The organism is Franconibacter helveticus LMG 23732 (genome assembly GCF_000463115.2).
Taxonomy (GTDB): domain Bacteria; phylum Pseudomonadota; class Gammaproteobacteria; order Enterobacterales; family Enterobacteriaceae; genus Franconibacter; species Franconibacter helveticus.
On sequence record NZ_AWFX01000038.1, the window covers coordinates 157,210 to 180,772 of the forward strand.

A 23,563-nucleotide genomic window follows, 5' to 3' on the forward strand; every position below is an offset into this window, starting at 1 on the left:
TTTATCTCCTCCCGCGCCCGTGCCGCTCGTCTTTGTGATAGTAATGAGGGTTTTACTGGCAAGGCTGGCTTACAGGGTATAAACCTGTGCCGCTCCTGAGTTACTGGGATGACGCCAGAAAGTCACTCATCATGGCGCCATCCAGCGAGCCACATGCAAACACGCTGTAGCTCATCATGCATATCTCAATTCAGCCGCAGGCCGGTTTCGGCGTCGAACAGGTGCGCCTGATGCGGGTCCGGCAGCAGGCCCAGCGTTTCGCCAGTCCGCACCGCAATACGCGAATGGAACAGCGCGGTGGCTTTCTGTGCGCCGATATCAAAAACGATTTGCGTTTCCGAGCCGGTCGGCTCAACCACATCAACGCGGGCGCTCAGGCTGTCGGCCTGTTGCAGGACAAAGTGCTGTGGGCGCACACCATAGAGCACCCGCTGGCCGATCGCCTGTCGCGGCGCCTGCGCGACGGGCAGCCGCACGCCATCATCGGTCGTGACCCAGCCGTTTTGCTCCAGCCTTCCGCTGAACAGGTTCATGGCGGGCGATCCGATAAAGCTTGCCACAAAAGCGTTATTCGGCCGGTCGTACAGCTCAAGCGGCGTACCGACCTGCTCGATGTTGCCGTCTTTCAATACCACGATGCGGTCCGCCATGGTCATCGCCTCCACCTGGTCATGGGTGACGTAAATCATGGTCGCGTCGAGCCGCTGGTGCAGGCTTTTGATTTCGCTTCGCAACTCCACGCGAAGCTTAGCGTCGAGGTTAGAGAGCGGCTCGTCGAAGAGAAAAAGGCGCGGATGGCGCAGTATCGCCCGCCCCATCGCCACGCGCTGGCGCTGCCCGCCGGAAAGCTGCGAGGGCCTGCGCGCCAGCAATGGCGTTAGCCCAAGGGTGGCGGCGGCCTGCGCCACCTGCCTTGCTATTTCGTCTTTCGCCGCGCCCTGCATCTTCAGCGAGAAGCCCAGATTTTCCGCGACCGTCATATGCGGGTAGAGCGCGTAGTTCTGAAACACCATCGCCATGTTGCGCTCCTGCGGCGGCAGATCGTTTATCACCTCGCCATCCAGCAGGATGTCGCCCCCGGAAACGCTCTCAAGGCCGGCAATCATGCGCAGCAGGGTCGATTTGCCGCAGCCGGAAGGCCCAACCAGCGCGATAAACTCGCCGTGGCGTATGGTGAGATCGACGCCTTTGATAATAGCGTTGTCCGCAAAATGCTTTTCAATCTGTCGTAAGTTCAGCGTTGCCATAGTGTTAATCCTTTAGGCCACCGGCCGTCAGCCCGTGAACCAGATAGCGGCGCACCAGCAGCGTAAACGCCACTACCGGCAGCATGACCAGCGTGCCGCTGGCGGCGATTTTGCTCCACTCCCAGCCTTCGTACTGGAGGAAGTTCACAATGGCCACCGGAGCGGTAATGGCGTTAGTGCGCGTTAAAATCAGGGCGTAGAAGAAGTCGTTCCACGAGAAGATAAAGCAAAGGATGGCCGTCGCCGCGAGGCCCGGCTTGACCAGCGGCAGCGAGATGGTCCAGAAGCTGCGCCACAGCGAGCAGCCGTCCATCCAGGAAGCTTCTTCCAGCGCTACCGGCACGGCGGCAAAAAAGGTCTGCATCAGCCAGATGACTATTGCCAGGTTGAACGTAAGGTACACAATCGCAAGTCCGATTACCGTATCCTGCAACCCAAGCCAGCGCCAGGCGAGGAAGAAAGGGATGGTGAAAGCAATCGGCGGCGCCATGCGGGTGACTAAAATCCACATAGCCACCTGACGACGACCGCGAAAGCGCCAGCGCGTCAGCACCCAGGCGGCAGGCACGCCCAGCAGCAGCGAGAAGAAGGTGGAAAGCACGCTTACCCACAGGCTGTTGCCAAAAGAGTGCAGAAAGTTGCCTTCAATCAGCGAGCGAAACGCCTCAAGCGTCGGCGTGAACCACAGCGTGAGGTCAAATACCGCCTCGGCGGGCCGGAACGCCATAATCACCATCCATAAAAACGGCGACAGGATGATGAACAGCAGCGCCAGCGTCAGGATTTCGCGCCCGCCCTTCAGGCGCAACGTTTTGCGGCGTACCGCGACTCGGCCCGCGGCAAGCATCGCGCCATTGGTTTCAGGTTGCTGTACCGTCATGGTTCCACCCCGCCCGGCCTGTCAGCCAGCTCAATATGAAAACCCCCACCAGGATGATGACGGCAATAGCGCTGCCGTATCCCCAGTACGAAAAGTTAAAAGCCTGGATAAAGCCGTAATAGTTGGTCACCTCGGTCACTGACCCCGGCCCGCCGTCCGTCAGCACGTAAATCAGCGGAAAGGCTTTAAAGCTGTCTATCAGGCGAAACAGCACGCAGACCGCCAGCACCGGCTTGAGATGCGGCAGGACGATGTAGCGAAAGAGGTTGAACGAGCGCGCGCCGTCGAGGCTTGCCGCCTCTTTCGGCTCGTGCGGGATCATCTGCAATGCCGCCAGCACCATTAGCATGGTGAAGGGAAACCACTGCCAGACATCCGCCGCCACAATCGCCCATAACGCCGTGTCCGGGTTGGCGATAAGCGAGTCGAGCGGATAACCGAGCCGGTCCAGCACCTGGTGTAGCGGGCTGATGTCCGGCGTGTAGATAATCTTCCAGATAAGCGCCACGATAATCGGCGGCAGCACCATCGGGATCAGCAGCAGCGTGCGCACGCCATGCAGCAGGCGCGTTTCGCCGTTAAGCAGCAGCGCCAGCAGCAGTCCCATCAGCACCTGAAAGAAGACGCTCGCCACCGAAAGCTTCATCTGCGTGACGACAGAATTGAGAAAGCGTTCATCATGCAGCAACTGCTGGTAGTTAATCAGCGGCTGCTGGAAGTTGAACGACGCCTGCGGGTTGGTCAGGCTGAACGGCGTGAAGCTTGCCGTCACCAGCGCCAGCGCCGGCACGATGGTGAGCAGCGCCAGCACCGCCAGCGACGGCGAAAGCCCCACCAGCAGCGCGTTGCGCCGCCGCGCTCGCCAGCTTATCGGTTGACTCATTCGCGCCTCCGCTTAGATTTTCACGCCTGCGCGCTTAAGGTCGGAAATCGTGCCCGCCTGCGCCTGCGCCATCGCCTGCTTCGCCGAAAGCTGTCCGGAAGCGATAAGCGCAATGGCCTTGTTCAGTTGCTGATCCACCTGCGGATAGACTTCCACGGTGCGGTATTTCATGTAGCCGCCGCTGCCCGCACGCTCAATGGCGTCCAGCGACAGCTGCGCCAGATCGATGCCGTTGACGACCTGCTTGCCGCGAAACGCCTGAGAGTCGATGTCGCTGCGCCGCGTCGGCGAGCCGTATCCCGCGCCAATCGCCCGGCGAGTAAGCTGTTTAGAAAGCGCCCACTGAATAAAAGCCCAGGCGGCCTCCTTGTTTTTCGAACCGACGGGAATGCCCAGCGCATGCACCGCCATGCCCGGGAAGCGCCCTTTCGGCCCGCTCACCATCTGGCCGAAACTCGCGGTTTTCAGCGTGCGGGACGAGGGGTCGGCCAGCTGCGCCAGATAGGTCTGGCTGGCGTCGGAAAAATTCACGCGCCCTTGTTTAAGCGCCTGGAGCGACTGGTCGGCGGTATAGGTAATGCCGCCGTTGGGGCCGAATTCGCGAATAAGACTGGCAAAATAGTCCGCCGCCGCCACCGCTTCCGGAGAATCCAGCACCGGGAAAAGATCGTCCGGCGGCGTGCGGAAGACGTTGCCGCCGAAAGCCTGCAAGTAAGGGATGAACGTCCAGCCGTAGTGGTTATCGGTAATGTAACCCGATACGCGCGCTTTCTTATTCACCGCCCTCAGCACGCTTAGCAGATCGTCCGTCGTCTGAGGAAAACCGAGCCCGGCCTGCTGAATAAGATCGAAACGGGAAGCGCCTGCCAGCATCGCTTCCACCACATAAGGAATACCGTAGAGCTTGCCGTCGCGTCCGGTTTCCGGCGCCAGCGCGGCGGGCAGGAAATCGTTCAGGTCCCATTGCGGCGAGGTCTGGTTTGGGTCGGCGATAAAGCTGTCCAGCGGCGTGAGCCAGCCTGCGTTGATCCAGCGGCTGGTGTAGATAAAGGTGACGTTGACCACGTCATAAGCGGAGCCTTTGGTGGAAAGCTCCAGGTCTGCCCGCTGGTTGTAAACCGGGAAAGAGGGGGTATCAAGCTGCACCCGGGCGCCGGTCAGCGCTTCAAACTCCGGCAGCCACTGGCGCAGCAGCTTCGGCCAGGCGGCGCTGAAGGTAGAAACGTTCAGCGTAACGCCTTCAAACTTGCGCGCGCCGTTCGCCCCACGCGCCAGCGCAGGCATCATGGCGTAAACCCCGAAGGCCGCCATCGCTTTTAACAGGTCACGTCTTTGCATTTTCGGCGTCCTTTTCAGTCAGGCGACCTGCTGCCCGGCAGGCTGCGGGCGGGAAACAGTGCGGCTGCGGCTACCGTCAACGGCGACGGCCGGTTCCCCCTCCACCGTCACACGGCGCACCACGCGAGGCTGGTTTCCGTAATCGTTCACGGCGTAGTGCTGAGTGCTGCGGTTATCCCAGATAACCACATCGCCCTGCTGCCACTGCCAGCGAACCGTGTTTTCAAGCTGAATGGCGCGGTTTTGCAGCAGCTCGAAAATACGTGCCGACTCGCGGCTGCTAAAGCCCACCAGATGTTTAAAGAAATGGCCCAGCAGCAGCGCTCGCTCGCCGGTCTGCGGATGCACATGCACTACCGGGTGTTCCGCTTCCCAGACAGAGGAGACAAACACCTGGCGATGATGCTGAACGCGGTGCTCTTCAGCAACGATGCGCTCAGCGCCATAGTCGTAATCGTTGCTGTGTACGGCGCGCAGCGACTCGGCAAAGCGCTTAAGCGCTTCGGGCAGCCGCTCATACGCCAGCACCGTGTTGGCCCACACGGTGTCGCCGCCATATTCCGGAATGGTCACGCCGCGCAGAATGGAGATTTTCGGGAAAGCTTCTACAAAAGTGACATCAGTGTGCCAGGAGTCCGCACGGCCGCCGCCCTTAGACGCGTCCAGTTCAAACAGTTTGGTGCCCGTTGGCGCCGGGACGGTAGGGTGCGCGACAATTTTGCCAAAGCGTGCGCCAAAAGCCTGATGCGCCTCATCGGTTAAATGGTTTTGATTGCGGAAAAAGAGCACTTTATATTTCAGCAGCGCCGCTTCTATCTGCGCAAATAATTCATCGCTTACGTTAGCGGATAATTCAATATCGCGAATTTCAGCGCCAATATTTCCGGCAACGCGGCGTAAATTTAATAACGGAAACGCTTGTGGGGAAATAGCATGGGTGACGGTCATGGTGGCTTTCCTTTCATTACGTTAAGGAAGAGCATCATAGGAATGAAAGACGCCGCGCTGAAAGACCGTGTGAGCATATTGATATGACGCCGCGCCGCATAAGCAAAGTTAAAATCCGCAAATTAGAAAATGCGCTCTCTTTTACGGTAGCGTTATTATCATGCACAATCTTTTTTATGGCTTATATCATCTCTCCCGACAGCGATTTATTAAAAAGAATATTCTGCACTGTTACCCGTTATTCAACCATTCCTAAAGTCAGACCGATATTGTTAATGTCGGAATATTATTTATGGCGCAGGGTATTGGATTAGCGATATCGCCTGACTAAAGTTACAGGTTACTTTCTTCTTTTCTCTTTTCAGAGACGTTGTTATGCCGAAAACCGATTTAACCCCGCTTTATGACGAAACCAGCGCGCGTACGCTCGCGCTCTGGCGCCAGGCGCCCTCGACTGGCGAAGCGATGGAAGGTGACTATTACAATAAAGATAAATTTGCCCCGGCGACCGGCATTCAGCCTCCGCTTTCGCCTGCGCTGCGAAGCCTGCTTACAGAGGTCAATGCGCTTGCCGAAGGCGACCCACTGGCGGACGCAATGCCGCTTGATGGTCTGCATTTTACTTTCCTGGCCGTTACCCTGCCCCTTTATCAACGCCAGCAGCGGCCGGAAAACCTTGCTGAGTTGCAGACGATCTGGGAAGCGTACCGCACTAAGCCCACCTGCATTAGCGAACTTCAGTTGGTGGCGCTGCCGGGCCAACTGCTGCTTGCGGGCATTCCCGATGAAGCCAGCGCGGCGGCGCGCAGAGAGCTGGCGCAGCGGCTGTTGCGCTCCAGCTGGCGGGATGAAATTCAGGCGCGCTATAAGAACACGCCGCTGCCGCCGCCCTTCTGGCACAGCACCCTGCTGCGCTACCGCGCCGCGCGGCTTCCTGAAAAGTGGCGGAAATTTTTTCTTTCCCGCCAGCAGGCGCGTTACGGCATGGTAAGCGCGCCGCGCCAGCTGGTGATGACTAACTACAACTGGACGCAGGTAGAGACGCTGGATTAAACATCCGGCCGCCGCCAAAACTCCACTCTTCGGCGCCATTAAACCGAATCACGATCATCACATCGACGGGATGAATGCCCGGCGCCGCAGGCAGCTTTGCGTTTGTCGTCCTGCGCCGGTGCCTTTCTGACTCAGCCGCGGCGCGCAGTGATGCAAGCTGGCGCAGCTAAGCGAAGTGGTGAAAACCACTGTGCAAACCGGCGCCGAAAGCGTGTCGTAACCCTCACGGTAAAGATATATTTGTAAAGATGGTTCAACTGGTCTGTTCAGCTAACCGTTTTCGCATTAAAACCTAAGCATAATTTTGCTGATTGACTTCAGATCCACCATTCACCCGGTTTGTATGTTTTACGCCTTATCACTATCTGACCATTATCACGGAGCGACAAATGGCAACGCATTTTGCACGAGGGACCTTTAACGCTGACAACGTTATCTCGCCAAGACTAAACGACGAATGCCGTAACGAGGCGCGGGAATTACCTGAGCACCGCCGCCACCGCTATCTCGCCTCGCGCTCGCTGCTGGCGGAGCTGGTGTTCATGCTTTATGGCTTTAAGGAATTGCCTTCCCTGAGCCGCAACCCACAGGGTCGGCCGCATTTCAGCGACGAGACCCTTGCCGATTTCTCCCTTTCTTATGCAGGAAATATGGTAGGCGTGGCGCTGGCGACCGATGGCCGCTGCGGGCTTGGGATGGAGCTACGGCGCGCTGCCCGCAACCTTACCAACCCGTTAGCGTCCCGCAGCGAACCCGGCCTGACCAGCAACGAAACCATCTGGATTGCCAACCAGAACGATCCGGCGGAGGCGAAATCTCAGCTGTTGACGCTGCGCCGTAGCCTGCTGAAGCTTACCGGCCACCCGGAGCAAGAGTTGCAACTGCTGCCGGGCGCAGGCAGGCTGCGCGTGGCCGATACGCCCAATGTCGAGGCTGTCAGCGACGCGGAAGATGTGCTGGTGTGGGCGATAGCCGTCTCGCCAACCACAGATAAGCTCAAGCTTTGGGAATTTGATGCGCAGCAGGGCTGGCGCGGCCTGCCGGACACGCAAAAACGCACGCAGGGGCCGGATGCGCGCCTGATGCGCTTTACCAGTTTTCCCGTCGAGAAAACGCTTATACTCAACTGATCTTTTATCCCTGACCGAAGGAGTCGCCATGTCTGAAACGCTGAAAGTTGTCACGCTGTTGGGAAGCCTGCGCAAAGGTTCGTTTAACGCTATGGTGGCGCGCACGTTGCCGAAGATCGCGCCGGCAGGCATGGAGGTGAACGCATTGCCCTCTATTGGCGATATTCCGCTCTATGACGCGGACATTCAGCAGGAAGAAGGGTTTCCCGAAAGCGTTGAAGCGATAGCGGAGCAGATCCGTCAGGCGGACGGCGTGGTGATCGTGACGCCTGAGTATAACTACTCGGTGCCGGGCGGCCTGAAAAACGCTATCGACTGGCTTTCCCGCCTGCCGGAGCAGCCGCTTGCAGGCAAGCCTGTGCTGATTCAGACCAGTTCAATGGGCGCCATCGGCGGCGCGCGCTGCCAGTATCATCTGCGCCAGATCCTGGTCTTTTTAGACGCCATGGTAATGAACAAGCCGGAATTTATGGGCGGCGTGATTCAGAACAAAGTCGACCCGCAGACGGGCGAAGTTATCGATCAAAGCACGCTGGACCATCTTACCGGTCAGTTGACCGCCTTCGCCGACTATATCCAGCGGGTGCGCAACTAACAAAAAGGGCCAGCAATGCTGGCCCTCTTCTTTTTAATTAAAACTTAGTGCGCGTCGATAAAAACAATCTTCAGCACAAACAGCAGAGCGACCACCACTACGCAAAGGCTGAGATCCTTAAAGCGTCCGGTGAAAATCTTCATGATGCAGTAAGAGATAAAGCCCAGCGCGATGCCTTCGGTAATGGAGAAGCTAAACGGCATCATCACGGCGGTGATAAACGCCGGCACCGCTTCCGTGAGGTCATCCCACTTCACGCGCGCCAGGCTGGAGGTCATCAGCACGCCCACGTAAATCAGCGCGCCTGCGGCCGCATACGGCGGCACCATGCCCGCCAGCGGCGAAAGGAAAATCACCAGCAGGAACAGCAGGCCGACCACAATGGCGGTCAAGCCGGTGCGCCCGCCAATGGAAACGCCGGAAGACGATTCAATGTAAGCCGTCACCGAAGAGGTGCCAATAAAAGAACCGGCAACAGAAGAGACGCTGTCGACATAAAGCGCCTGCTTCATGCGAGGAAACTTGCCCTGCTCGTCGGCCAGGCCCGCTTTGTCGGTCACGCCAATCAGCGTACCAGAGGAGTCAAAGAGGTTAACCAGCATGAAGGAGAAAATAACGCCCGCCAAGCCGATATTCAGCGAACCGGCGAGATCCACCTGACCGACCACAGAGAGCACGCTCGGCGGCGCCGAGACAATGCCGTTGTAATTTACATCGCCAAGCATCCAGCCCAGCAGGGTGGTCACGATAATAGAAACCAGCACCGCAGCGTGAATATTGCGCGAAGCGAGAACCGCAATAATAAAGAAGCCAAGCGCCCCCAGCAGCGTGCTGTGAGAAGTCAGGTTGCCGATGCTGACCAGCGTTTCCGGGTTAGCGACAATCACGCCCGCGTTTTTCAGGCCCATCATGCCGATAAACAAACCGATGCCGCTGGTGATGCCAACGCGCAGGCTGACCGGGATATTCGCAATCATCCAGTAACGCACGCGGAAAATAGTCAGCAGCAGCAGGCCGACGGCGCCCCAGAAAATGGCGCCCATCCCCACCTGCCAGGAAAGGCCCATTGCGCCTACCACAACAAAAGCGAAAAAGGCGTTCAGCCCCATTGCCGGCGCCAGCGCTACCGGCAGGTTGGCGAACAGCCCCATCAGGATGCTGCCGAACGCGGCAATCAGACAGGTGGTGACAAATACCGCGTGAGTATCCATCCCCGCCGCGCCCAGAATTTGCGGGTTAACAAAAACGATATAAACCATCGTCAGGAAAGTGGTAAAACCGGCAATCACTTCAGTGCGCGCCGTGGTGCCGTGCTCGCGAAGTTTAAACACGCGCTCAAGCAACCCCTGGCCGGAGCCCTGGGCAGTCTGTTGTTGGCTCATTCTCAATTCCGTGCAAAAGGAGGGAAAATTCGCCGCTATCCTATACCAAAAAGCCGCGAGGTTGACGCTTGTCACACACTTTTTTTCATTGAATTTGCTTATACGGCATCGATTGCGTGGCGCAAACCGCTTAGAGTAAACGTTCAACTTGCATTAACAGGAAACGGCATGTCCCGTATTGAAGCGATCTTTTTCGATTGCGATGGCACGCTGGTCGACAGCGAAGTCATCTGCTCGCGCGCGTATGTCCATATGTTCGCGCGATGGGGTATCCAGCTTGAGCTGGAAGAGGTGTTTAAGCGGTTCAAGGGCGTAAAACTTTATGAAATCATCGATACCATCAGCGCCGAATATGGCGTAAGCCTGCCAAAGGGAGAGATGGAGCCGGTCTATCGCGCCGAGGTGGCGCGGCTTTTTGAGACGGAGCTGGTGGAGATCCCGGGCGCGGCGGCGCTGCTTGAAAGCGTCACGGCGCCGATGTGCATTGTTTCCAACGGGCCGGTGAGCAAGATGCAGCAGTCGCTCGGCAAAACCGGCATGTTGCGCCATTTTCCCGATAAACTTTACAGCGGCTACGACATTCAGCGCTGGAAGCCCGACCCGGCGTTAATGCACTTTGCCGCCGATGCGATGCAGGTCAATGTAGAAAACTGCATTCTGGTGGATGACTCCGCGGCAGGAGCAAAAGCGGGCATTGCCGCAGGCATGCAGGTTTATTACTTTTGTGCCGACCCGCACAATCCGCCGCTCGATCACCCGAATGTGACGGCGTTTACCGGGCTTGAACAGCTTCCCGCGCTCTGGCGGGCGCGCGGGTGGGATGTAACGCGTTAACCCTTCGCGCCTGTTCGCAGGCGCGTGCTTTATCAACCAACAGGACGTTACTGATGACTGACGCCATTCGCCCCCTCCCTCTGTTTAAATATCACCCTCGCCCGCTGGAAACCGGCGCATTCGAAACCGGCAAAACGGTGAAGTGCGATTGTTGTCAGCAGGCTACGCCTCTTTACTACAGCGGGCCATTTTATAGCGTTGAAAACATAAACGCCTTTTGCCCGTGGTGTATAGCGAGCGGCGCGGCGGCGCAAAAATTTAACGGCGTCTTTCAGGATGACGCCAGTCTTGAAGGGGTAGACTACGCCTTCAACGAGAAAGGCGAAGCGCAGGGAACCACAGGCGCGATTACGCTTGAGCAGGTGGCGGAGCTGGTTGAGCGAACTCCTGGCTATCGCGGCTGGCAGCAAGAGCACTGGCTTGCTCACTGCGACGATTTTTGCGCTTTTGTCGGTTATGTCGGCTGGAAAGAGATAAAGGATCGGTTAAGCGAGTTTGCCAACTTAGAAAGTGATTGCGCTGACAGTGGTCTGCAAACAGAGGATCTGGAAAAAGTGCTCTTTAATAACGGCTCCTGTCAGGGCTATTTATTTCAGTGTCTGCACTGCGCAAAATACCGTCTGCATATCGATTTCGATTAACTGCCCGGGTCAGCCAGCGCGGCTGACCCGTTTGCCGCTTAGTTAAAAATCTTCTGCACCCACGCCGCATAGGCAGGTCGCCAGACATCCATTTCATGTCCAGCACCCGGATACTCGACGTAATCGAACTTCACTTTCTGGCGCTCAAGCTCGGTTTTCAGCCCGGCAATGTCTTTCCCGGTCACGCTGTCTTTATCGCCGACGACCAGCGTGAAGTTGCGCAGTTGCTGGTTAATATCGTCAGCGCGCGAAAGCTGCTTCGTGACCTCGTCATTCGGCACCGTTGCGGTGGTTACACCGCTGAAAGAGGCCAGCCAGCCAAAACTTTGCAGATGGCTCATGCCGGAAACCAGCGCCTGATAGCCGCCTTGCGAAAGCCCCGCCAGCGCACGGCCCTCGGCATCTTTACGGGCGTTAAAACGCTGTCCGATCAGCGGAATAATATCGTTCATTAATTCTTTGTCGGCCGCCCGGGCATTGAGGGGGTAAAAATCTTTACGCCTGTCGGCAGCCGGGAAGTTTTCCGGCACCGCGTCGCTGATGTCCGTTTCGGTATCCGGCACCACCACCAGCATCGGTTTGATTTTGCCTTCGGCGAGCAGGTTATCCATGATCTGCGGAATGCGTAGCTGGGTAATAGCCGAAAGCCCGGTATCGCCGAAGCCGTGATAGAAGTAGAGCACCGGCAGCGGATCGCTCTCCTGGCTATAGCCCGGCGGCGTCCAGACGTAGACCTTGCGCTCCGATTTCAGGGCGCTGGAGTGGTAACTCAGCGCGAGCACATCGCCATGCGGCACCGCCCGGTCATCAATAATGCTGCCAGGCACCAGAACCAGCGACGTATTAGGCTGGCGCTGTGGCTTCACATAGGGGTTGCCCGTATCAATAGAGCGAAAGCCGTCCACATCAAAGAAATATTCATACAGGTTGGGCTTCATCGGCTCGCTTTTCCACGTCCATGCGCCGTTCGCCTCTTTTTTCATCTCATGCGAAACCATGCTGTCCGCCGTTGAGCCGGTGACGACAGCAACGCGTTTAGCGGCAGGGGCGAAAAGACGGAACGTGACTGATTTATCGGCGTTTACCTGGGTGATGAACTGATTGAGCGGCACCGTCTGGTCGGGCGTAGCGGGCAGCGGCGCCGCGCGCAGCGGCATGGCGGAAGCAGCGATAAGCAGAGCAAGCGGGGTAAGCAGACGTTTCACAAGCATATTCCTTTTTATACGCCTCGGAGTGGCTGTAAAAGTATTGCGTAAAATCAGCCGCTTCGGGAAATGTTCTTGCGCGCTGGCTTTATTAACGCAACCACCGTCACGTTCCCGCTTCGCAGTGTCAGCTTTTCCCTTTCCCGCTTCTCCTTTGTGCCAGGCCTCCTGTTCTTAGTGTCAATAAATCAAAATAACTTACTGATAATTAAAAGCTTTAATTTATGGCACGGCTTTTGCTCTTTTAACTTCAGCCCAACAAGCTAACCCAAAAAGAGGATGAACAGGTGAAACATGTTTATGTAGCCAGCCACGGTAATTTCGCCACCGGCGTGGTGGAAAGTCTGGCGTTGCTGATTGGCGAAGAGCATGGCGTAAAGCCTGTTTGCGCTTATCAGGGTGAAATAGCCACCACGGAACAGCTGGAGCGCGTATTTGAAGAACTGGTGATTCAGGCCGCAGGCGAGGAGGTGGTGATCTTTACCGACCTGCTGGGCGGCAGCGTGAATAACAGCGCCGCCAGAACCGTGCTGCGCCATGACAACGTTTATGTGGTTGCGGGCGTTAACCTTACGCTGCTGCTGGAGTTTTTACTCTGCGAAGCGCAAAGCGTCAAAGAGGCGATTAACTACGCCACGGCGACCGCCCGGGAATCTATCGTCTTTATCAACGCCGTATTGCAATCCCCCACAGAAATTGCCGGAGATCACCCATGATAAAACTCGTTCGTATTGATTACCGCCTGCTGCATGGTCAGGTTGTCTTTGCCTGGACCCGCGCGCTGGATATCGACTACATCATCGTCGCGGATAAAAAAGCCGCCAGCGATCCTTTTATCACCATGTCCCTTAACCTCGCTAAACCGGCGGGCGTCACGCTGGATATCGCCACTGTCGACCAGGCGGCGACAAAGCTCAACAGCGGCAAGCTCGACCACAAAAAAGTGATGATCGTGCTGGGAAATACCCGCGAGACGCTGGAACTGGTGGAAAAAGTGCCGGGTATTGACGCGGTGAACTTTGGCGGCATCGCGCAAAAAGAGGGCGCTCAGCAGTTCGGCAAAGCCATCTATCTGACGCCGGAGGAGCTTTCCGACAGCCGGCAAATGAAAGAGAGAGGCATCCGGATGGAGATGCGCCAGGTACCGGCGCACTCTGCGGAGCTGCTCAACGAGAAAGTATAAGGAGAAAACCATGTTGCTGACTGCAACCCTGCTGGGGCTTATCGCCGCGCTGGGCATTCTGGAAGGGCGTTTGCTGGGGGTGACGATGATCGATCGCCCGCTGGTGATGTGTACCCTGACAGGCCTGGTCTGCGGCAACATGACGGAAGGGATCCTTATCGGCGCCACGCTTGAGCTGATTTTTCTTGGCAACGTGGCGATTGGCGCCGCCCATCCGCCCGATATTGTCACCGGCGCTATCCTTGCGACCGCCTTTTCCATTATGTCCGGACGCGGGCCTGAAGCGGCGCTGGCCATCGCTATTCCGGTTTCTATGCTGGCGCAGACGCTGGGGATTCTGGTGCGCGTCGCCAATGCCCGCTTTGGTCATCTTGCCGACCGCTACGCCGAACAAGGCAACACTCGCATGGTGGCATTTATGCATCTGGGCGGCCCCACGGTGCTTTATTTCCTGAGCGGCTTTCTGCCGGTGTTTTTCGCCATCCTGCTGGGTTCATCCGCCGTCACCTGGTTTCTGGATGCTATCCCGCCGGTTATCACCAATGGCCTGGTCATCGCCAGTAAGATTTTGCCGGCACTGGGTTTCGCCTTGCTTATCAACATGATGCTGAGCACCAAGCTGCTGCCCTATCTCGGTCTGGGCTTTCTTATCGCCGCCTATACCGGGCTGGATATTATCGCGATTGCGCTCTTTTCGGTGGTGCTGGCCTTCATCATCAGCCAGTTCCTTAGCAACCAACAGCCGGAGGCATAACCATGAGTCAGTTAACGGAACATCTCGACGAAAAAGCGACGGCTGACGCACAGACACAAACAGAGGGAAAAGTAACGGCGCGGGATCTGCGCAGCATCTTCTGGCGCTCCTTTACTCTTCAGGGCTCCTGGAACTACGAGCGCCAGCAGCACATGGGCTGCGCTTTTATCATGAGTCCGGCGCTGCGCCGAATATATAACACGCGTGAAGCGCTAAGCCGGGCGCTCCAGCGCCACCTGGTGCTGTTCAACACCACGCCCCACCTGTCGACGTTTATCTTCGGGTTGGCTATCGCCATGGAAGAGGAGAACCGCCGCAATCCGGAATTTAATGAGGAGTCGATCAACGCCGTTAAAACCAGCCTGATGGGGCCGTTGGCGGGCATTGGCGACTCTATCTTCTGGGGTTCGCTTAAAGTTATCGCCGCCGGGATGGGCATTTATTTCGCCCAACAAGGCAGCGTGCTCGGGCCTGTCGTGGCGCTGCTGGTTTATAACCTGCCGCATCTCTTCTGCCGCTGGTACGGGCTAAAGCTCGGTTACCGCGCCGGCACCACCTGGCTGATGCGCATCTATCAGAGCGGGCTAATGGACCGGGTGACTTACATCGCCTCGATTGTAGGGCTGATGGTGGTCGGCGCCATGACCGCCACCATGATTGATATTCACACGCCGCTGAGCTTCACCACCGGCAACACCACCGTCAAAGTGCAGGATTTTCTCGACAAAATTCTGCCTTCGCTGCTGCCGCTGCTCTTCACGCTGGGGATGTACAAGCTCATCCGCAAAGGCGTCAGCATTAACTGGGTTCTGTTGGGCACCGTGGCGTTTGGCTTGCTGGCCAGCGCGCTGGGCATTCTTTAACTGAGGGTTTTTACAATGCAGATGGAAGATTACATGAACGAGGCGCCGCAACGCCTGCTGGCGATGCTGGACCAACGCCGTGACGATTTAACGCAGGCCGCAAGCGCCCTTTCAGAGCAAGGGGTAACGCGGATAATCCTTACCGGCTCCGGCACCTCCTACCATGGCGCGCTCACCGCGAGACGCTTTATGCAGCAGTGGTGTCACGTGCCGGTAGACGTCAGTTATCCTTTTTTACTCGACAGCGCCACGCTGGCGCGCGGCGGCAAGGCTTTGTTGATCGGCATCTCCCAGGGCGGCGGCAGCCTCTCTACGCTTGAAGCAATGAGGCGCGCCCGGGAAGCGGGCCATGTGACGGCATCGATGGCGGGCGTGGAGAATGCGACTATCGATCGCGTGGCGGATCATGTGTTGACCGTACCCTGCGGCGAAGAAAAAGCGGGCGCGAAAACCAAAGGCTACCTCTGCACGCTGCTGAATCTGATGCTGCTGGCGCTCAGCGTGGCCGGGCAGCGCAACGCGATTACTCAGTCGCAGCTGGAGGAAGTAAAAGCGCGCATGGCAAAGACGTTCCGCCATCTGCCTGCGGTGATTGACGCCTCCGCCGCCTGGGCGCAAGGCCCGGCGCGCCCGCTCGCCGAAAGCCAGGATCTGCGCCTGGTGGCGCCGCCGGAACTTTACGGCACAGCGCAGGAAGGGGCGTTGAAGTTGCTGGAGACGCTGCGCTGCCCGGTTTCCGGCTACGAATTCGAGGAGTTTATCCACGGCATATATAACGCCTTCAACAGCGGCTCGGCGCTGATTATGCTTGATAATCGCCCTGACGAACGCAGCGAAAATCTGGTGGCTATTCTCTCGCAGTGGACAAACCATATTTACCGCATCGGCAGCCAGGTGGAAGAGAACGGCAAAAATATGCGCTTTCCCTTTATTAACGATAAAGATTTCAGCGTCTTTGAATACATTATTCCGCTGCAAATGTTGTGCGCAAAGCTCGCGCCGGAAAAAGGCATTAACCCGGCCATTCCGAAAGATCCGCAATTTCATCAGAAAATGAAAAGCAAACAAGCAGCCTAATTAACTCAGCCACTTACTGTTATCCGCCTTGCGCGGAGGACCCTTTACGCCTGAAGGAGAAGAAAATGTCACATCCTCATGAGCAGTCACGAAAAATTATCAGCACGCTTTTGCAGAATAAGCCCGCTATTGAACGCGTCTATTTTGTTGGCTGCGGCGGTTCGTTAACGGGTTTTTACCCGGCGAAATATTTTCTCGATTGCGAAGCGAAAAAACTCGCGGTGGGCTATATCACCAGCAACGAATTTGTACACGCCACGCCGCAGGCGCTCGGCGAAAATAGCCTGGTGATTCTGGCTTCACAGCAGGGCAATACGCCCGAAACAGTAGAAGCGGCCCGGGTGGCGCAAGCCAGAGGCGCCGCCACGGTGGGCCTTACCTTTGCGCCGGCTTCGCCGCTTTGCGAGCACAGCGATGCGGTTATCGAATACCGCTGGGCGCGCTACCCGGAAACCGTCGACCCGGCGCAGCAAAAAGCCGCTTACGGCTTATGGCTGGCGCTGGAACTGCTGCAACAGACGGAAGGCTACGCCCAGTATGAAACCATGGTTGGCGCTTTTGAGCAGTTCGAAAACGTAGTGCGCGATGGGCAGCGCAAAGTGCAGGAGGATGCGCAGCGCTTCGCCCAGACTTACAAAGATGACAAGGTGATTTACATGATGGGCAGCGGACCGTCGTTCGGCGCCGCGCACCAGCAGTCTATTTGCATTCTGCTGGAGATGCAGTGGATTAACTCCGCCAGCGTGCATAGCGGCGAATATTTCCACGGCCCGTTTGAAATTACCGAAGAGGGCACGCCGTTTGTATTGCTGCAAAGCGAAGGCCGCACCCGCGCGCTGGATGAGCGCGCCATTCGTTTTATTCGTCAGTATGGCGGCAAGCTGCAAGTGATTGACGCCAGAGAACAGGGCATCAATGCTCTGCCGGAAGCGGTGCGCGAATATTTCTGCGGTCTGTTCCACACTGCGCTGCTGGACGTTTATAACCTGGCGCTTTCACAGGCGCGTCATCATCCGCTGACCACGCGTCGCTATATGTGGAAAGTGGAATACTAACCCTCACGGGGCGGCCTGCTCGCCCCGCTTTCACTGGCTGAACTCCGCCACCCGCAACTCAAAGATATCGTGGATATACCCTATCTCCGCCACCGGCAGAGAAATGTTATAGAGCGACTTAAAGCGCTGGAAAGAGCGGTTCACCATAGCGATAAAATCGCCGTGCCGTTCGCTAAAGCGTTCAAGATTGCGGTAATGGGTTATCTCATTGCGCATAACAAGGCGCTCGATCATACAGCTAAGGTGCACATAAAGGCCGATGATCAGGTTATTGGAGAAGGTGAAGCCCAGCGTCTGCTGCCATTCGGCAATAATCTCTTCGATATACCCCAGCGTTTTGCTGGCGTTAAGGATAGTCAGAGAATTAACCACATTATGCAGTGAAAACTCTCGCACCATATTCTGGTTAATGGCGTTTATCTGTTTCTCCGTTAAATACCCGCTCAGCAGCTGCGTTAAATTAGCGTGTCCCTGCTCGCCGAGCAGCTCTTCGATGCCCATATAAGGCACCCCGTTTACCTGCGGATCCAGCGTGCCGATGATGGCGATAACGTCATACTGGGTAAAAAGCGCGTTCGGCTGGTGTTTCAGGCGGGTAAATTCACAGGCGATGATGTTGATGTTGAAATCGGCCAACAGGCTTTTTTCCATCAGATTCTTAAACTTAAACGCCGTGCCAATGCCGGTAACGCAGGTGACCAGCAACGCCTTCTCTTTTTTATGGCGCGGGTAATGAATATCCCAGCTTGAGCGGTTGAGCGGCACAATCTCTTCCGCTATCGACTCAATGCTTTTAGATAACGCGATCTCGCTGGCGATATTCAGCGCAAGACGCGTTGTGACGTTATCAACCACCACCAGCGGCCCGTGGATAGCTTCGAGCAGCGTGTCGGCGATTTCGCGGCTATAGCCCATATCGATAAGGATCATCACCCCGGCGCTGGTGTCGGTATGTTGCAGGTAGTCAAGAATGGCGCGGCTTACGTCGCTGAAAGCGACATCTACCGGCATGTCCATCGCATGATAAATTTTCTCGCCGATAAGCCGGTTTGCCACGCTGGCGATGCTGCTGGCGGTGGAATAGCCATGCGCCACAATCACCGCTTTTATTTTGCTGCTGACAGTGGCGTCAATGGCATTGCTGACGATAGCGGTAATGGCAGCCCGGTCCAGCGTGGTAATAAGCAGATCGTATTTCGCTACGATGACTTCGATAAGTTTTTGCGCCACCCTGTGCGCCAGCCCCGCTTCCTGACTCAGCCAGTTAGCCATAATCTGCCGGGAGCTTTCATCGGGTTCGCGCAGCGTCAACGGCAGGCTGGTGAGGTAACGGCCGGTGAGAAAAGCAAATTCGCCGCTTAGCGCCAGATCGTAGTTGGCGGCGATAAGCTTGCCGGCATCCTCAATAAAGCGCAGCCGCTTTTCCTGCTGCGCCATTTCGCTCTCTTTGTTCATCAGCGCATCAAGATACTGGGTAACGTTCTGATAAACGAGTTTGCCAAAGGCGCGCGAACTGATGTTTTCGCGCGACAGTTCAAGGCAAAGGCCGCAGACATTACGGGTTAGCCTCTCATACTCCTGTTGCCTGCCCGCAAGTACCGGCGCGCCCTGACTGTCGCGAAGAATAATCACCTTTTCCTGACTGAGCAGCGGCAGCAGCGGACGGCCCGGCAAAAGCTTATCCGGAATATGTCCGGCTTTGACCTCCAGGATCGCCTCCCGGCGCTGTCCGAACGCCCAGGCATTAGCGCAGACGTTTTTGATCAGGTTCTCAAGGCCGCCCACGTTGCCTTCTACCGGCTCCTCCAGCAGCAATTGCATGATTTCGCCGTCTACCGCCAGATCGTGCCCGAGCTGGCGCGCCTGGGTCTGGAAAAAATGCCAGATAAAAGCCATGCGTTCATACTGACCACGCTCCGCCACTGGCAGAATTTTCACTATCATTGGGATACGGCGAATAAACGTCGCCAGGAAGTGTTTATCCGGTTCCTCCGTGGTGGCGAAAATAAGCCGCACGCAGGCTCGCCGTTCCTGGCTGCTCTCGCCAAGCCGCCGCCAGGTGCCGTTATCCATAAAGTGGAACAACTTTTCCTGGCCTTCCGGCGTTAACCTGTGCACCTCATCAATAAACAGCACGCCGCCGTCGCTCGCCTCGATCAACCCTTCAACGTTTCTGTCGGCGCCGGTAAAAGCCCCTTTAACATGACCAAAAAGCTTGGAGGTGAGCAGTTCCGGGTTGTTAGCGTATTCCGCGCAGTTAAACACCTGGAAGGGCGCATCCGGGGCGAGGATGTGTTGTTCAATAGCGTAACGCCAGAGACGGCCGGCCAGGAAGCTTTTGCCGGTGCCCGTAGGTCCTTTCAGCAATACCGGCAGGCCGCTGCCCGGGTAGCTGATAGCCGCCTTGCATTGACGGATAGCCTCCTGCAAGCTGCCCTGCGCGCCAATCAGCGTCTCAAGGCTGTCCTGTCGGTCTTCCAGCAATCCGGCAAGAGAAGCATATTCCATCTGACGCACTGCCAGGCCGTGTCGTTCCCGCAACTGATTAACCGGCAGAAAAAGCACCGGGCGACTGTTTATTTTTATGACCCGCTGCTCGCGGTGCAGGTTATTCAGATGATGGCTGACAATGTTTCGCTTCTGACGAAAGTGGCTGGCAATCTGCATAGCGCTAAAATCGCTGGTATCCGCCGCTGTTAATTGTCGCTGGCCGCACGCCTTTTCAAGCCATTGAAATATCAAATCCTTATTCATGGATCGGGCAACTCCGTTCACTAACAGGGTTTTCTAACATAGCCACATTAGTGAATGAAAAATAGCCTGCGCTGGGCGAAAACGGGCGATCGGTCAAAGGAAAACGGGCCGCGTTATCTGAGCGGCGGCATTTTGGGGCTGTCAGCATAGAAAAAACGCCGCTGACCTGACGGGCCAGCGGCGCTTATTTACTAAAGCCTGCGCGTAATTAACGGGCAGGGGGCGTGATTACTCTTTTGGATCTTTACCCGCCAGTAGTTTATCCAGCTCGTCGCCGCCAACGTGGCGGAAATCCTGGCCTTTAACGAAATAGAAGATGTATTCGCAGATGTTCTGGCAGCGGTCGCCGATACGCTCGATAGAACGCGCGCAGAACAGCGCGGTAAGCACGCTTGGGATGGTGCGGGAATCTTCCATCATGTAGGTCATCAGCTGACGAACAATGCCTTCGTATTCCTGATCCACTTTTTTGTCTTCACGGTAGATGCGTACCGCTTCGTCGAGATCCATGCGCGCAAAGGCATCCAGCACATCGTGCAGCATTTGCACCGTGTGACGGCCAAGCGACTCCAGGCTTACCAGCAGCGACTGATGCTGTTGAGAAAATTTCTCCAGCGCGGTGCGGCAAATTTTATCCGCTACGTCGCCGATGCGCTCCAGCTCAGCGATAGTTTTGATAATCGCCATGACCAGGCGCAGGTCGCTCGCCGTCGGCTGGCGCTTGGCGATGATGCGCACACAGGCTTCATCAATCGCCACTTCCATCATATTAACTTTCTGATCGCCTTCGATAACCCGTTTGGCCAGCTCGCTGTCCTGGTTGTGCATGGCGGTAATCGCGTCGGAGAGCTGCTGTTCTACCAGCCCTCCCATGGTCAGCACCTGAGTACGTACGTACTCCAGCTCCGCGTTAAACTGACCAGAAATGTGTTTATTAAGATTAAGGTTGTCCATTTAGCACTCCGCATGCCCGACAGATTCAAAAGCGGCTCACCTGAAATATCAGGGCATATCAGCCGTAACGACCCGTGATGTAATCTTCAGTCTGTTTCTTCTTCGGCTTGGTAAAGATATCGTCCGTATTGCTGAACTCAATCAGTTCGCCGAGATACATAAACGCCGTGTGATCCGAGCAGCGCGCCGCCTGCTGCATATTGTGGGTCACGATGACCACCGTATAGTCCTGCTTAAGCTCGGTGATAAGCTCTTCAATACGCCCGGTGGAGATAGGATCCAGCGCCGAGCAAGGCTCATCAAGTAACAAGACGTCCGGGCGGATGGCGATGCCGCGCGCGATGCAAAGGCGCTGCTGCTGACCGCCGGAGAGAGAGTACCCGCTCTGGTGCAGTTTATCTTTGGTTTCATTCCACAATGCGGCCTTGGTCAAAGCCCACTGCACGCGTTCGTCCATCTCCGCGCGGGAAAGCTTCTCAAACAGGCGCACGCCGAAGGCGATGTTGTCGTAAATCGACATCGGGAACGGCGTCGGCTTCTGGAATACCATGCCGACTTTAGCGCGCAGCAGGGCGATATCCTGTGAGTGCGTAAGGATGTTTTCGCCATCAAGCAGGATTTCGCCTTCTGCGCGCTGCTCCGGATAGAGCTCGAACATTTTGTTGAAGGTGCGCAGCAGCGTCGATTTACCGCAGCCGGACGGGCCGATAAAAGCCGTTACCTGATTTTTGGCGATATCCAGACTGATGTTTTTCAGGGCATGGAATTTCCCGTAATAAAAGTTCAAATCGCGAACCTGAATTTTGCCCGGGGTAGTGTCAACCATACTCATTGCAATCTTTTCCTTATCCGGCGCCGCGTTTTGCCGCGCCGCATCAATTAACCGTGTTTACGTTTAGCGAACAGCACGCGTGCCAGGATATTCAGCAACAGCACGCACAGCGTAATAATCAGCACGCCAGCCCAGGCAAGCTGCTGCCACTCGGCAAACGGGCTCATGGCGAATTTGAAAATGGTCACCGGCAGGTTGGCGATAGGCTGCATCATGTCGGTGCTCCAGAACTGGTTAGAGAGCGCCGTAAAGAGCAGCGGGGCAGTTTCGCCCGCGATACGCGCCACCGCCAGCAGCACGCCGGTCAGAATGCCGGAAACAGACGCCTTCAGCGTAATGGCGGAGATCATCTTCCACTTCGGTGTGCCAAGCGCGTAAGCCGCTTCGCGCAGGCTGTCCGGCACCAGCTTGAGCATGTTCTCGGTGGTGCGGATAACAATCGGCACCTGCAACAGCGCCAGCGCAATCACGCCCGCCCAGCCGGAGAAGTGCTCCATTTGCGCCACCACGATGGTGTAGACGAAGAGACCCACCACGATGGAAGGAGCGGAAAGCAGAATGTCGTTAATAAAGCGGATAACCTCGGCAAGCCAGGATTTGCGGCCATATTCCGCCAGGTAAATGCCCGCCATAATGCCAAGCGGCGTACCGAAAACGGTCGCCCAGAGAATAAGCAACCCGCTGCCTGCCAGGGCGTTCGCCAGACCGCCGCCCGCCGTATTTGGCGGCGGGGTCATTTCGGTGAACAGGGCGAGCGACATGCCGTCAAAGCCGCGCACTACCGTTGAGAACAGGATCCAGATAAGCCAGAACAGGCCGAACGCCATGGTGGCCATAGACAAGGTCAGCGCGATGCGGTTTTTTGTACGGCGCTTCGCCTGCATTTTACGGCGCGATTGCGCCAGCTCCTGCGAGGTTTGCAGTTCCAGAGTCGTCGCCATTATCGTGCCCCCTCGTTTTTCGCCAGACGCATAATCATGACTTTAGAAATCGCCAGCACGATAAAGGTGATGACGAAGAGGATCAGGCCAAGCTCCATCAGCGCCGCCACGTGCAGGCCCGACTCCGCTTCGGCGAATTCGTTCGCCAGCGCCGACGTGATGCTGTTGCCCGGCATATAGAGCGAGGGGCTGTCGAGCTGGTAGGTGTTGCCGATGATAAACGTCACCGCCATGGTTTCGCCCAGCGCGCGGCCAAGACCGAGCATGACGCCGCCGATTACGCCGTTTTTGGTGAACGGCAACACGATGCGCCAGATAACTTCCCAAGTGGTGCAGCCGATGCCGTAGGCTGACTCTTTCATCATCACCGGGGTTTGCTCGAATACATCGCGCATGACCGCTGCGATGTAAGGAATAATCATGATGGCGAGAATCACGCCCGCCGCGAGAATGCCGATGCCGAACGCCGGACCGGAGAAGAGCGCGCCCACAAAAGGGATGGCGGAAAGCACGTTGCCCACCGGCTCCTGAAAGTAAGTCGCAAACAGCGGCGCGAAAATAAACAGGCCCCACATGCCGTAAACGATACTCGGGATAGCGGCCAGCAGTTCAATGGCGATGCCGAGCGGACGCTTGAGCCAGCCCGGAGCCAGTTCCGTCAGGAACAGCGCAATGCCGAAGCTTACGGGAACCGCGATCAGCAGCGCGATAAACGAGGTCACCAGCGTGCCGTAAATAGGCACCAGCGCGCCGTAGATATCGTTCGGCGCATCCCATTCTTTGGTCCAGAGGAAGGAGAAACCGAACTTCTGGATGCTTGGCCAGGAGGAGATGATAAGGGAGACGATAATGCCGCCCAGCAGCAAAAGCACAATCAGCGCAGCCAGACGAACCAGCGCGCTGAATATCATGTCACCTTTTTTCCCCGGAGGGTTAAATACAGGCTTTGTGGCAGCCATAATTCACTCTTTCAGTTGAGCCCAGAAAGCCGGCAATTTTACCGGCTTCCGGGAC

At 56.7% G+C, this 23,563-nt stretch carries 23 protein-coding genes; 11 read left to right on the forward strand and 12 right to left on the reverse strand.

Annotated features, from left to right (window positions below):
- Positions 1 to 185 precede the first annotated feature (185 nt).
- The 5 genes from DW56_RS09730 to DW56_RS09750 are packed head-to-tail and all read right to left on the reverse strand — an operon-like array spanning position 186 to position 5,296.
- Positions 186 to 1,247 (reverse strand): ABC transporter ATP-binding protein, encoded by a 1,062-nt coding sequence (locus tag DW56_RS09730; RefSeq protein WP_024551382.1) that lies wholly within the window; start codon positions 1,245 to 1,247, stop codon positions 186 to 188.
- A 4-nt stretch (positions 1,248 to 1,251) separates the two neighbouring features.
- Complete coding sequence (locus tag DW56_RS09735; protein ID WP_024551381.1) at positions 1,252 to 2,127, reverse strand: carbohydrate ABC transporter permease; 876 nt, start codon at positions 2,125 to 2,127, stop codon at positions 1,252 to 1,254.
- Positions 2,108 to 3,010, reverse strand: coding sequence for a carbohydrate ABC transporter permease (locus DW56_RS09740; RefSeq protein WP_024551380.1), 903 nt, complete (start codon positions 3,008 to 3,010; stop codon positions 2,108 to 2,110). Before DW56_RS09740 ends, DW56_RS09735 begins: the two co-directional genes overlap by 20 nt.
- Before the next feature lie 12 nt (positions 3,011 to 3,022).
- Positions 3,023 to 4,348 carry an ABC transporter substrate-binding protein gene (locus DW56_RS09745; RefSeq protein ID WP_024551379.1) on the reverse strand — a complete coding sequence of 442 codons (1,326 nt, stop codon included), beginning with the start codon at positions 4,346 to 4,348 and terminating at the stop codon, positions 3,023 to 3,025.
- An 18-nt stretch (positions 4,349 to 4,366) separates the two neighbouring features.
- A complete protein-coding gene (locus tag DW56_RS09750; RefSeq protein WP_024561929.1) occupies positions 4,367 to 5,296 on the reverse strand; it encodes a TauD/TfdA dioxygenase family protein in 930 nt (309 codons plus the stop codon).
- Between the two features lie 375 nt (positions 5,297 to 5,671).
- Between DW56_RS09750 and DW56_RS09755 the strand changes: the two genes are divergently transcribed.
- The 3 genes from DW56_RS09755 to DW56_RS09765 all read left to right on the forward strand — a co-directional run bounded on the left by DW56_RS09755 (position 5,672) and on the right by DW56_RS09765 (position 8,074).
- Positions 5,672 to 6,349 carry a hypothetical protein gene (locus tag DW56_RS09755; RefSeq protein WP_024551284.1) on the forward strand — a complete coding sequence of 226 codons (678 nt, stop codon included), beginning with the start codon at positions 5,672 to 5,674 and terminating at the stop codon, positions 6,347 to 6,349.
- 389 nt (positions 6,350 to 6,738) lie between these two features.
- The gene (locus DW56_RS09760; protein ID WP_024551285.1) at positions 6,739 to 7,479 is read left to right on the forward strand and encodes a 4'-phosphopantetheinyl transferase family protein; all 741 of its coding nucleotides are present in this window, start codon (positions 6,739 to 6,741) and stop codon (positions 7,477 to 7,479) included.
- A 28-nt stretch (positions 7,480 to 7,507) separates the two neighbouring features.
- Positions 7,508 to 8,074, forward strand: a complete 567-nt coding sequence (locus tag DW56_RS09765; RefSeq protein ID WP_024551286.1) for an NADPH-dependent FMN reductase — start codon at positions 7,508 to 7,510, stop codon at positions 8,072 to 8,074.
- Positions 8,075 to 8,118: 44 nt separating this feature from the next.
- Here DW56_RS09765 and DW56_RS09770 read toward each other — a convergent pair whose 3' ends face one another.
- Positions 8,119 to 9,456 carry an NCS2 family permease gene (locus DW56_RS09770; RefSeq protein WP_024551287.1) on the reverse strand — a complete coding sequence of 446 codons (1,338 nt, stop codon included), beginning with the start codon at positions 9,454 to 9,456 and terminating at the stop codon, positions 8,119 to 8,121.
- 168 nt (positions 9,457 to 9,624) lie between these two features.
- On the opposite strand from DW56_RS09770, the gene yieH reads away from it, so the two are divergent.
- Complete coding sequence (yieH, locus tag DW56_RS09775; RefSeq protein ID WP_024551288.1) at positions 9,625 to 10,290, forward strand: 6-phosphogluconate phosphatase; 666 nt, start codon at positions 9,625 to 9,627, stop codon at positions 10,288 to 10,290.
- A gap of 53 nt (positions 10,291 to 10,343) precedes the next feature.
- Complete coding sequence (cbrC, locus tag DW56_RS09780; RefSeq protein WP_024551289.1) at positions 10,344 to 10,931, forward strand: PF03691 family colicin E2 tolerance protein CbrC; 588 nt, start codon at positions 10,344 to 10,346, stop codon at positions 10,929 to 10,931.
- Positions 10,932 to 10,969: 38 nt separating this feature from the next.
- On the opposite strand, the gene DW56_RS09785 is transcribed toward cbrC, so the two are convergent.
- Entirely contained in the window at positions 10,970 to 12,088 is a 1,119-nt protein-coding gene (locus tag DW56_RS09785) for an alpha/beta hydrolase-fold protein (protein ID WP_234409169.1), read from the reverse strand.
- 335 nt (positions 12,089 to 12,423) lie between these two features.
- Here DW56_RS09785 and DW56_RS09790 point away from each other — a divergent pair, with 335 nt between their 5' ends.
- The 6 genes from DW56_RS09790 (at position 12,424) to DW56_RS09815 (ending at position 17,068) form a co-directional block, all read left to right on the forward strand.
- Positions 12,424 to 12,852 carry a PTS sugar transporter subunit IIA gene (locus tag DW56_RS09790; protein WP_024551291.1) on the forward strand — a complete coding sequence of 143 codons (429 nt, stop codon included), beginning with the start codon at positions 12,424 to 12,426 and terminating at the stop codon, positions 12,850 to 12,852.
- Complete coding sequence (locus tag DW56_RS09795) at positions 12,849 to 13,319, forward strand: PTS sugar transporter subunit IIB (protein ID WP_024551292.1); 471 nt, start codon at positions 12,849 to 12,851, stop codon at positions 13,317 to 13,319. The genes DW56_RS09790 and DW56_RS09795 overlap by 4 nt, the downstream gene beginning before the upstream one ends.
- A gap of 10 nt (positions 13,320 to 13,329) precedes the next feature.
- The gene (locus tag DW56_RS09800; protein ID WP_024551293.1) at positions 13,330 to 14,073 is read left to right on the forward strand and encodes a PTS mannose/fructose/sorbose/N-acetylgalactosamine transporter subunit IIC; all 744 of its coding nucleotides are present in this window, start codon (positions 13,330 to 13,332) and stop codon (positions 14,071 to 14,073) included.
- Positions 14,074 to 14,075: 2 nt separating this feature from the next.
- Positions 14,076 to 14,936 carry a PTS system mannose/fructose/sorbose family transporter subunit IID gene (locus DW56_RS09805; protein ID WP_024551294.1) on the forward strand — a complete coding sequence of 287 codons (861 nt, stop codon included), beginning with the start codon at positions 14,076 to 14,078 and terminating at the stop codon, positions 14,934 to 14,936.
- Between the two features lie 15 nt (positions 14,937 to 14,951).
- Complete coding sequence (locus DW56_RS09810) at positions 14,952 to 16,013, forward strand: SIS domain-containing protein (protein WP_024551295.1); 1,062 nt, start codon at positions 14,952 to 14,954, stop codon at positions 16,011 to 16,013.
- Between the two features lie 65 nt (positions 16,014 to 16,078).
- Positions 16,079 to 17,068, forward strand: a complete 990-nt coding sequence (locus DW56_RS09815) for an SIS domain-containing protein (protein ID WP_024551296.1) — start codon at positions 16,079 to 16,081, stop codon at positions 17,066 to 17,068.
- A gap of 30 nt (positions 17,069 to 17,098) precedes the next feature.
- On the opposite strand, the gene DW56_RS09820 is transcribed toward DW56_RS09815, so the two are convergent.
- From DW56_RS09820 to pstC, 5 genes are all read right to left on the reverse strand, one after another.
- Entirely contained in the window at positions 17,099 to 19,822 is a 2,724-nt protein-coding gene (locus tag DW56_RS09820) for a sigma 54-interacting transcriptional regulator (RefSeq protein WP_024551297.1), read from the reverse strand.
- Positions 19,823 to 20,050: 228 nt separating this feature from the next.
- A complete protein-coding gene (gene phoU / locus DW56_RS09825) occupies positions 20,051 to 20,776 on the reverse strand; it encodes a phosphate signaling complex protein PhoU (protein WP_024551298.1) in 726 nt (241 codons plus the stop codon).
- A 58-nt stretch (positions 20,777 to 20,834) separates the two neighbouring features.
- Positions 20,835 to 21,608: a phosphate ABC transporter ATP-binding protein PstB gene (gene pstB, locus DW56_RS09830; RefSeq protein ID WP_024551299.1), complete on the reverse strand. Its 774-nt coding sequence runs from the start codon at positions 21,606 to 21,608 to the stop codon at positions 20,835 to 20,837.
- 47 nt (positions 21,609 to 21,655) lie between these two features.
- On the reverse strand, positions 21,656 to 22,549 hold the full coding sequence (gene pstA, locus DW56_RS09835) for a phosphate ABC transporter permease PstA (protein ID WP_029697196.1): 894 nt from the start codon (positions 22,547 to 22,549) through the stop codon (positions 21,656 to 21,658).
- Complete coding sequence (gene pstC / locus DW56_RS09840; protein ID WP_024551301.1) at positions 22,549 to 23,508, reverse strand: phosphate ABC transporter permease PstC; 960 nt, start codon at positions 23,506 to 23,508, stop codon at positions 22,549 to 22,551. The genes pstA and pstC overlap by 1 nt, the downstream gene beginning before the upstream one ends.
- Positions 23,509 to 23,563 lie beyond the last annotated feature (55 nt).

Bases quoted from the DNA above. Each gene is read 5' to 3' on its own strand.
- DW56_RS09730 (WP_024551382.1), bottom strand. From the start codon at position 1,247: ATGGCAACGCTGAACTTACGACAGATTGAAAAGCATTTTGCGGACAAC.
- DW56_RS09735 (WP_024551381.1), bottom strand. From the start codon at position 2,127: ATGACGGTACAGCAACCTGAAACCAATGGCGCGATGCTTGCCGCGGGC.
- DW56_RS09740 (WP_024551380.1), bottom strand. From the start codon at position 3,010: ATGAGTCAACCGATAAGCTGGCGAGCGCGGCGGCGCAACGCGCTGCTG.
- DW56_RS09745 (WP_024551379.1), bottom strand. From the start codon at position 4,348: ATGCAAAGACGTGACCTGTTAAAAGCGATGGCGGCCTTCGGGGTTTAC.
- DW56_RS09750 (WP_024561929.1), bottom strand. From the start codon at position 5,296: ATGACCGTCACCCATGCTATTTCCCCACAAGCGTTTCCGTTATTAAAT.
- DW56_RS09755 (WP_024551284.1), top strand. From the start codon at position 5,672: ATGCCGAAAACCGATTTAACCCCGCTTTATGACGAAACCAGCGCGCGT.
- DW56_RS09760 (WP_024551285.1), top strand. From the start codon at position 6,739: ATGGCAACGCATTTTGCACGAGGGACCTTTAACGCTGACAACGTTATC.
- DW56_RS09765 (WP_024551286.1), top strand. From the start codon at position 7,508: ATGTCTGAAACGCTGAAAGTTGTCACGCTGTTGGGAAGCCTGCGCAAA.
- DW56_RS09770 (WP_024551287.1), bottom strand. From the start codon at position 9,456: ATGAGCCAACAACAGACTGCCCAGGGCTCCGGCCAGGGGTTGCTTGAG.
- yieH (WP_024551288.1), top strand. From the start codon at position 9,625: ATGTCCCGTATTGAAGCGATCTTTTTCGATTGCGATGGCACGCTGGTC.
- cbrC (WP_024551289.1), top strand. From the start codon at position 10,344: ATGACTGACGCCATTCGCCCCCTCCCTCTGTTTAAATATCACCCTCGC.
- DW56_RS09785 (WP_234409169.1), bottom strand. From the start codon at position 12,088: ATGCCGCTGCGCGCGGCGCCGCTGCCCGCTACGCCCGACCAGACGGTG.
- DW56_RS09795 (WP_024551292.1), top strand. From the start codon at position 12,849: ATGATAAAACTCGTTCGTATTGATTACCGCCTGCTGCATGGTCAGGTT.
- DW56_RS09800 (WP_024551293.1), top strand. From the start codon at position 13,330: ATGTTGCTGACTGCAACCCTGCTGGGGCTTATCGCCGCGCTGGGCATT.
- DW56_RS09805 (WP_024551294.1), top strand. From the start codon at position 14,076: ATGAGTCAGTTAACGGAACATCTCGACGAAAAAGCGACGGCTGACGCA.
- DW56_RS09810 (WP_024551295.1), top strand. From the start codon at position 14,952: ATGCAGATGGAAGATTACATGAACGAGGCGCCGCAACGCCTGCTGGCG.
- DW56_RS09815 (WP_024551296.1), top strand. From the start codon at position 16,079: ATGTCACATCCTCATGAGCAGTCACGAAAAATTATCAGCACGCTTTTG.
- DW56_RS09820 (WP_024551297.1), bottom strand. From the start codon at position 19,822: ATGAATAAGGATTTGATATTTCAATGGCTTGAAAAGGCGTGCGGCCAG.
- phoU (WP_024551298.1), bottom strand. From the start codon at position 20,776: ATGGACAACCTTAATCTTAATAAACACATTTCTGGTCAGTTTAACGCG.
- pstB (WP_024551299.1), bottom strand. From the start codon at position 21,608: ATGAGTATGGTTGACACTACCCCGGGCAAAATTCAGGTTCGCGATTTG.
- pstA (WP_029697196.1), bottom strand. From the start codon at position 22,549: ATGGCGACGACTCTGGAACTGCAAACCTCGCAGGAGCTGGCGCAATCG.
- pstC (WP_024551301.1), bottom strand. From the start codon at position 23,508: ATGGCTGCCACAAAGCCTGTATTTAACCCTCCGGGGAAAAAAGGTGAC.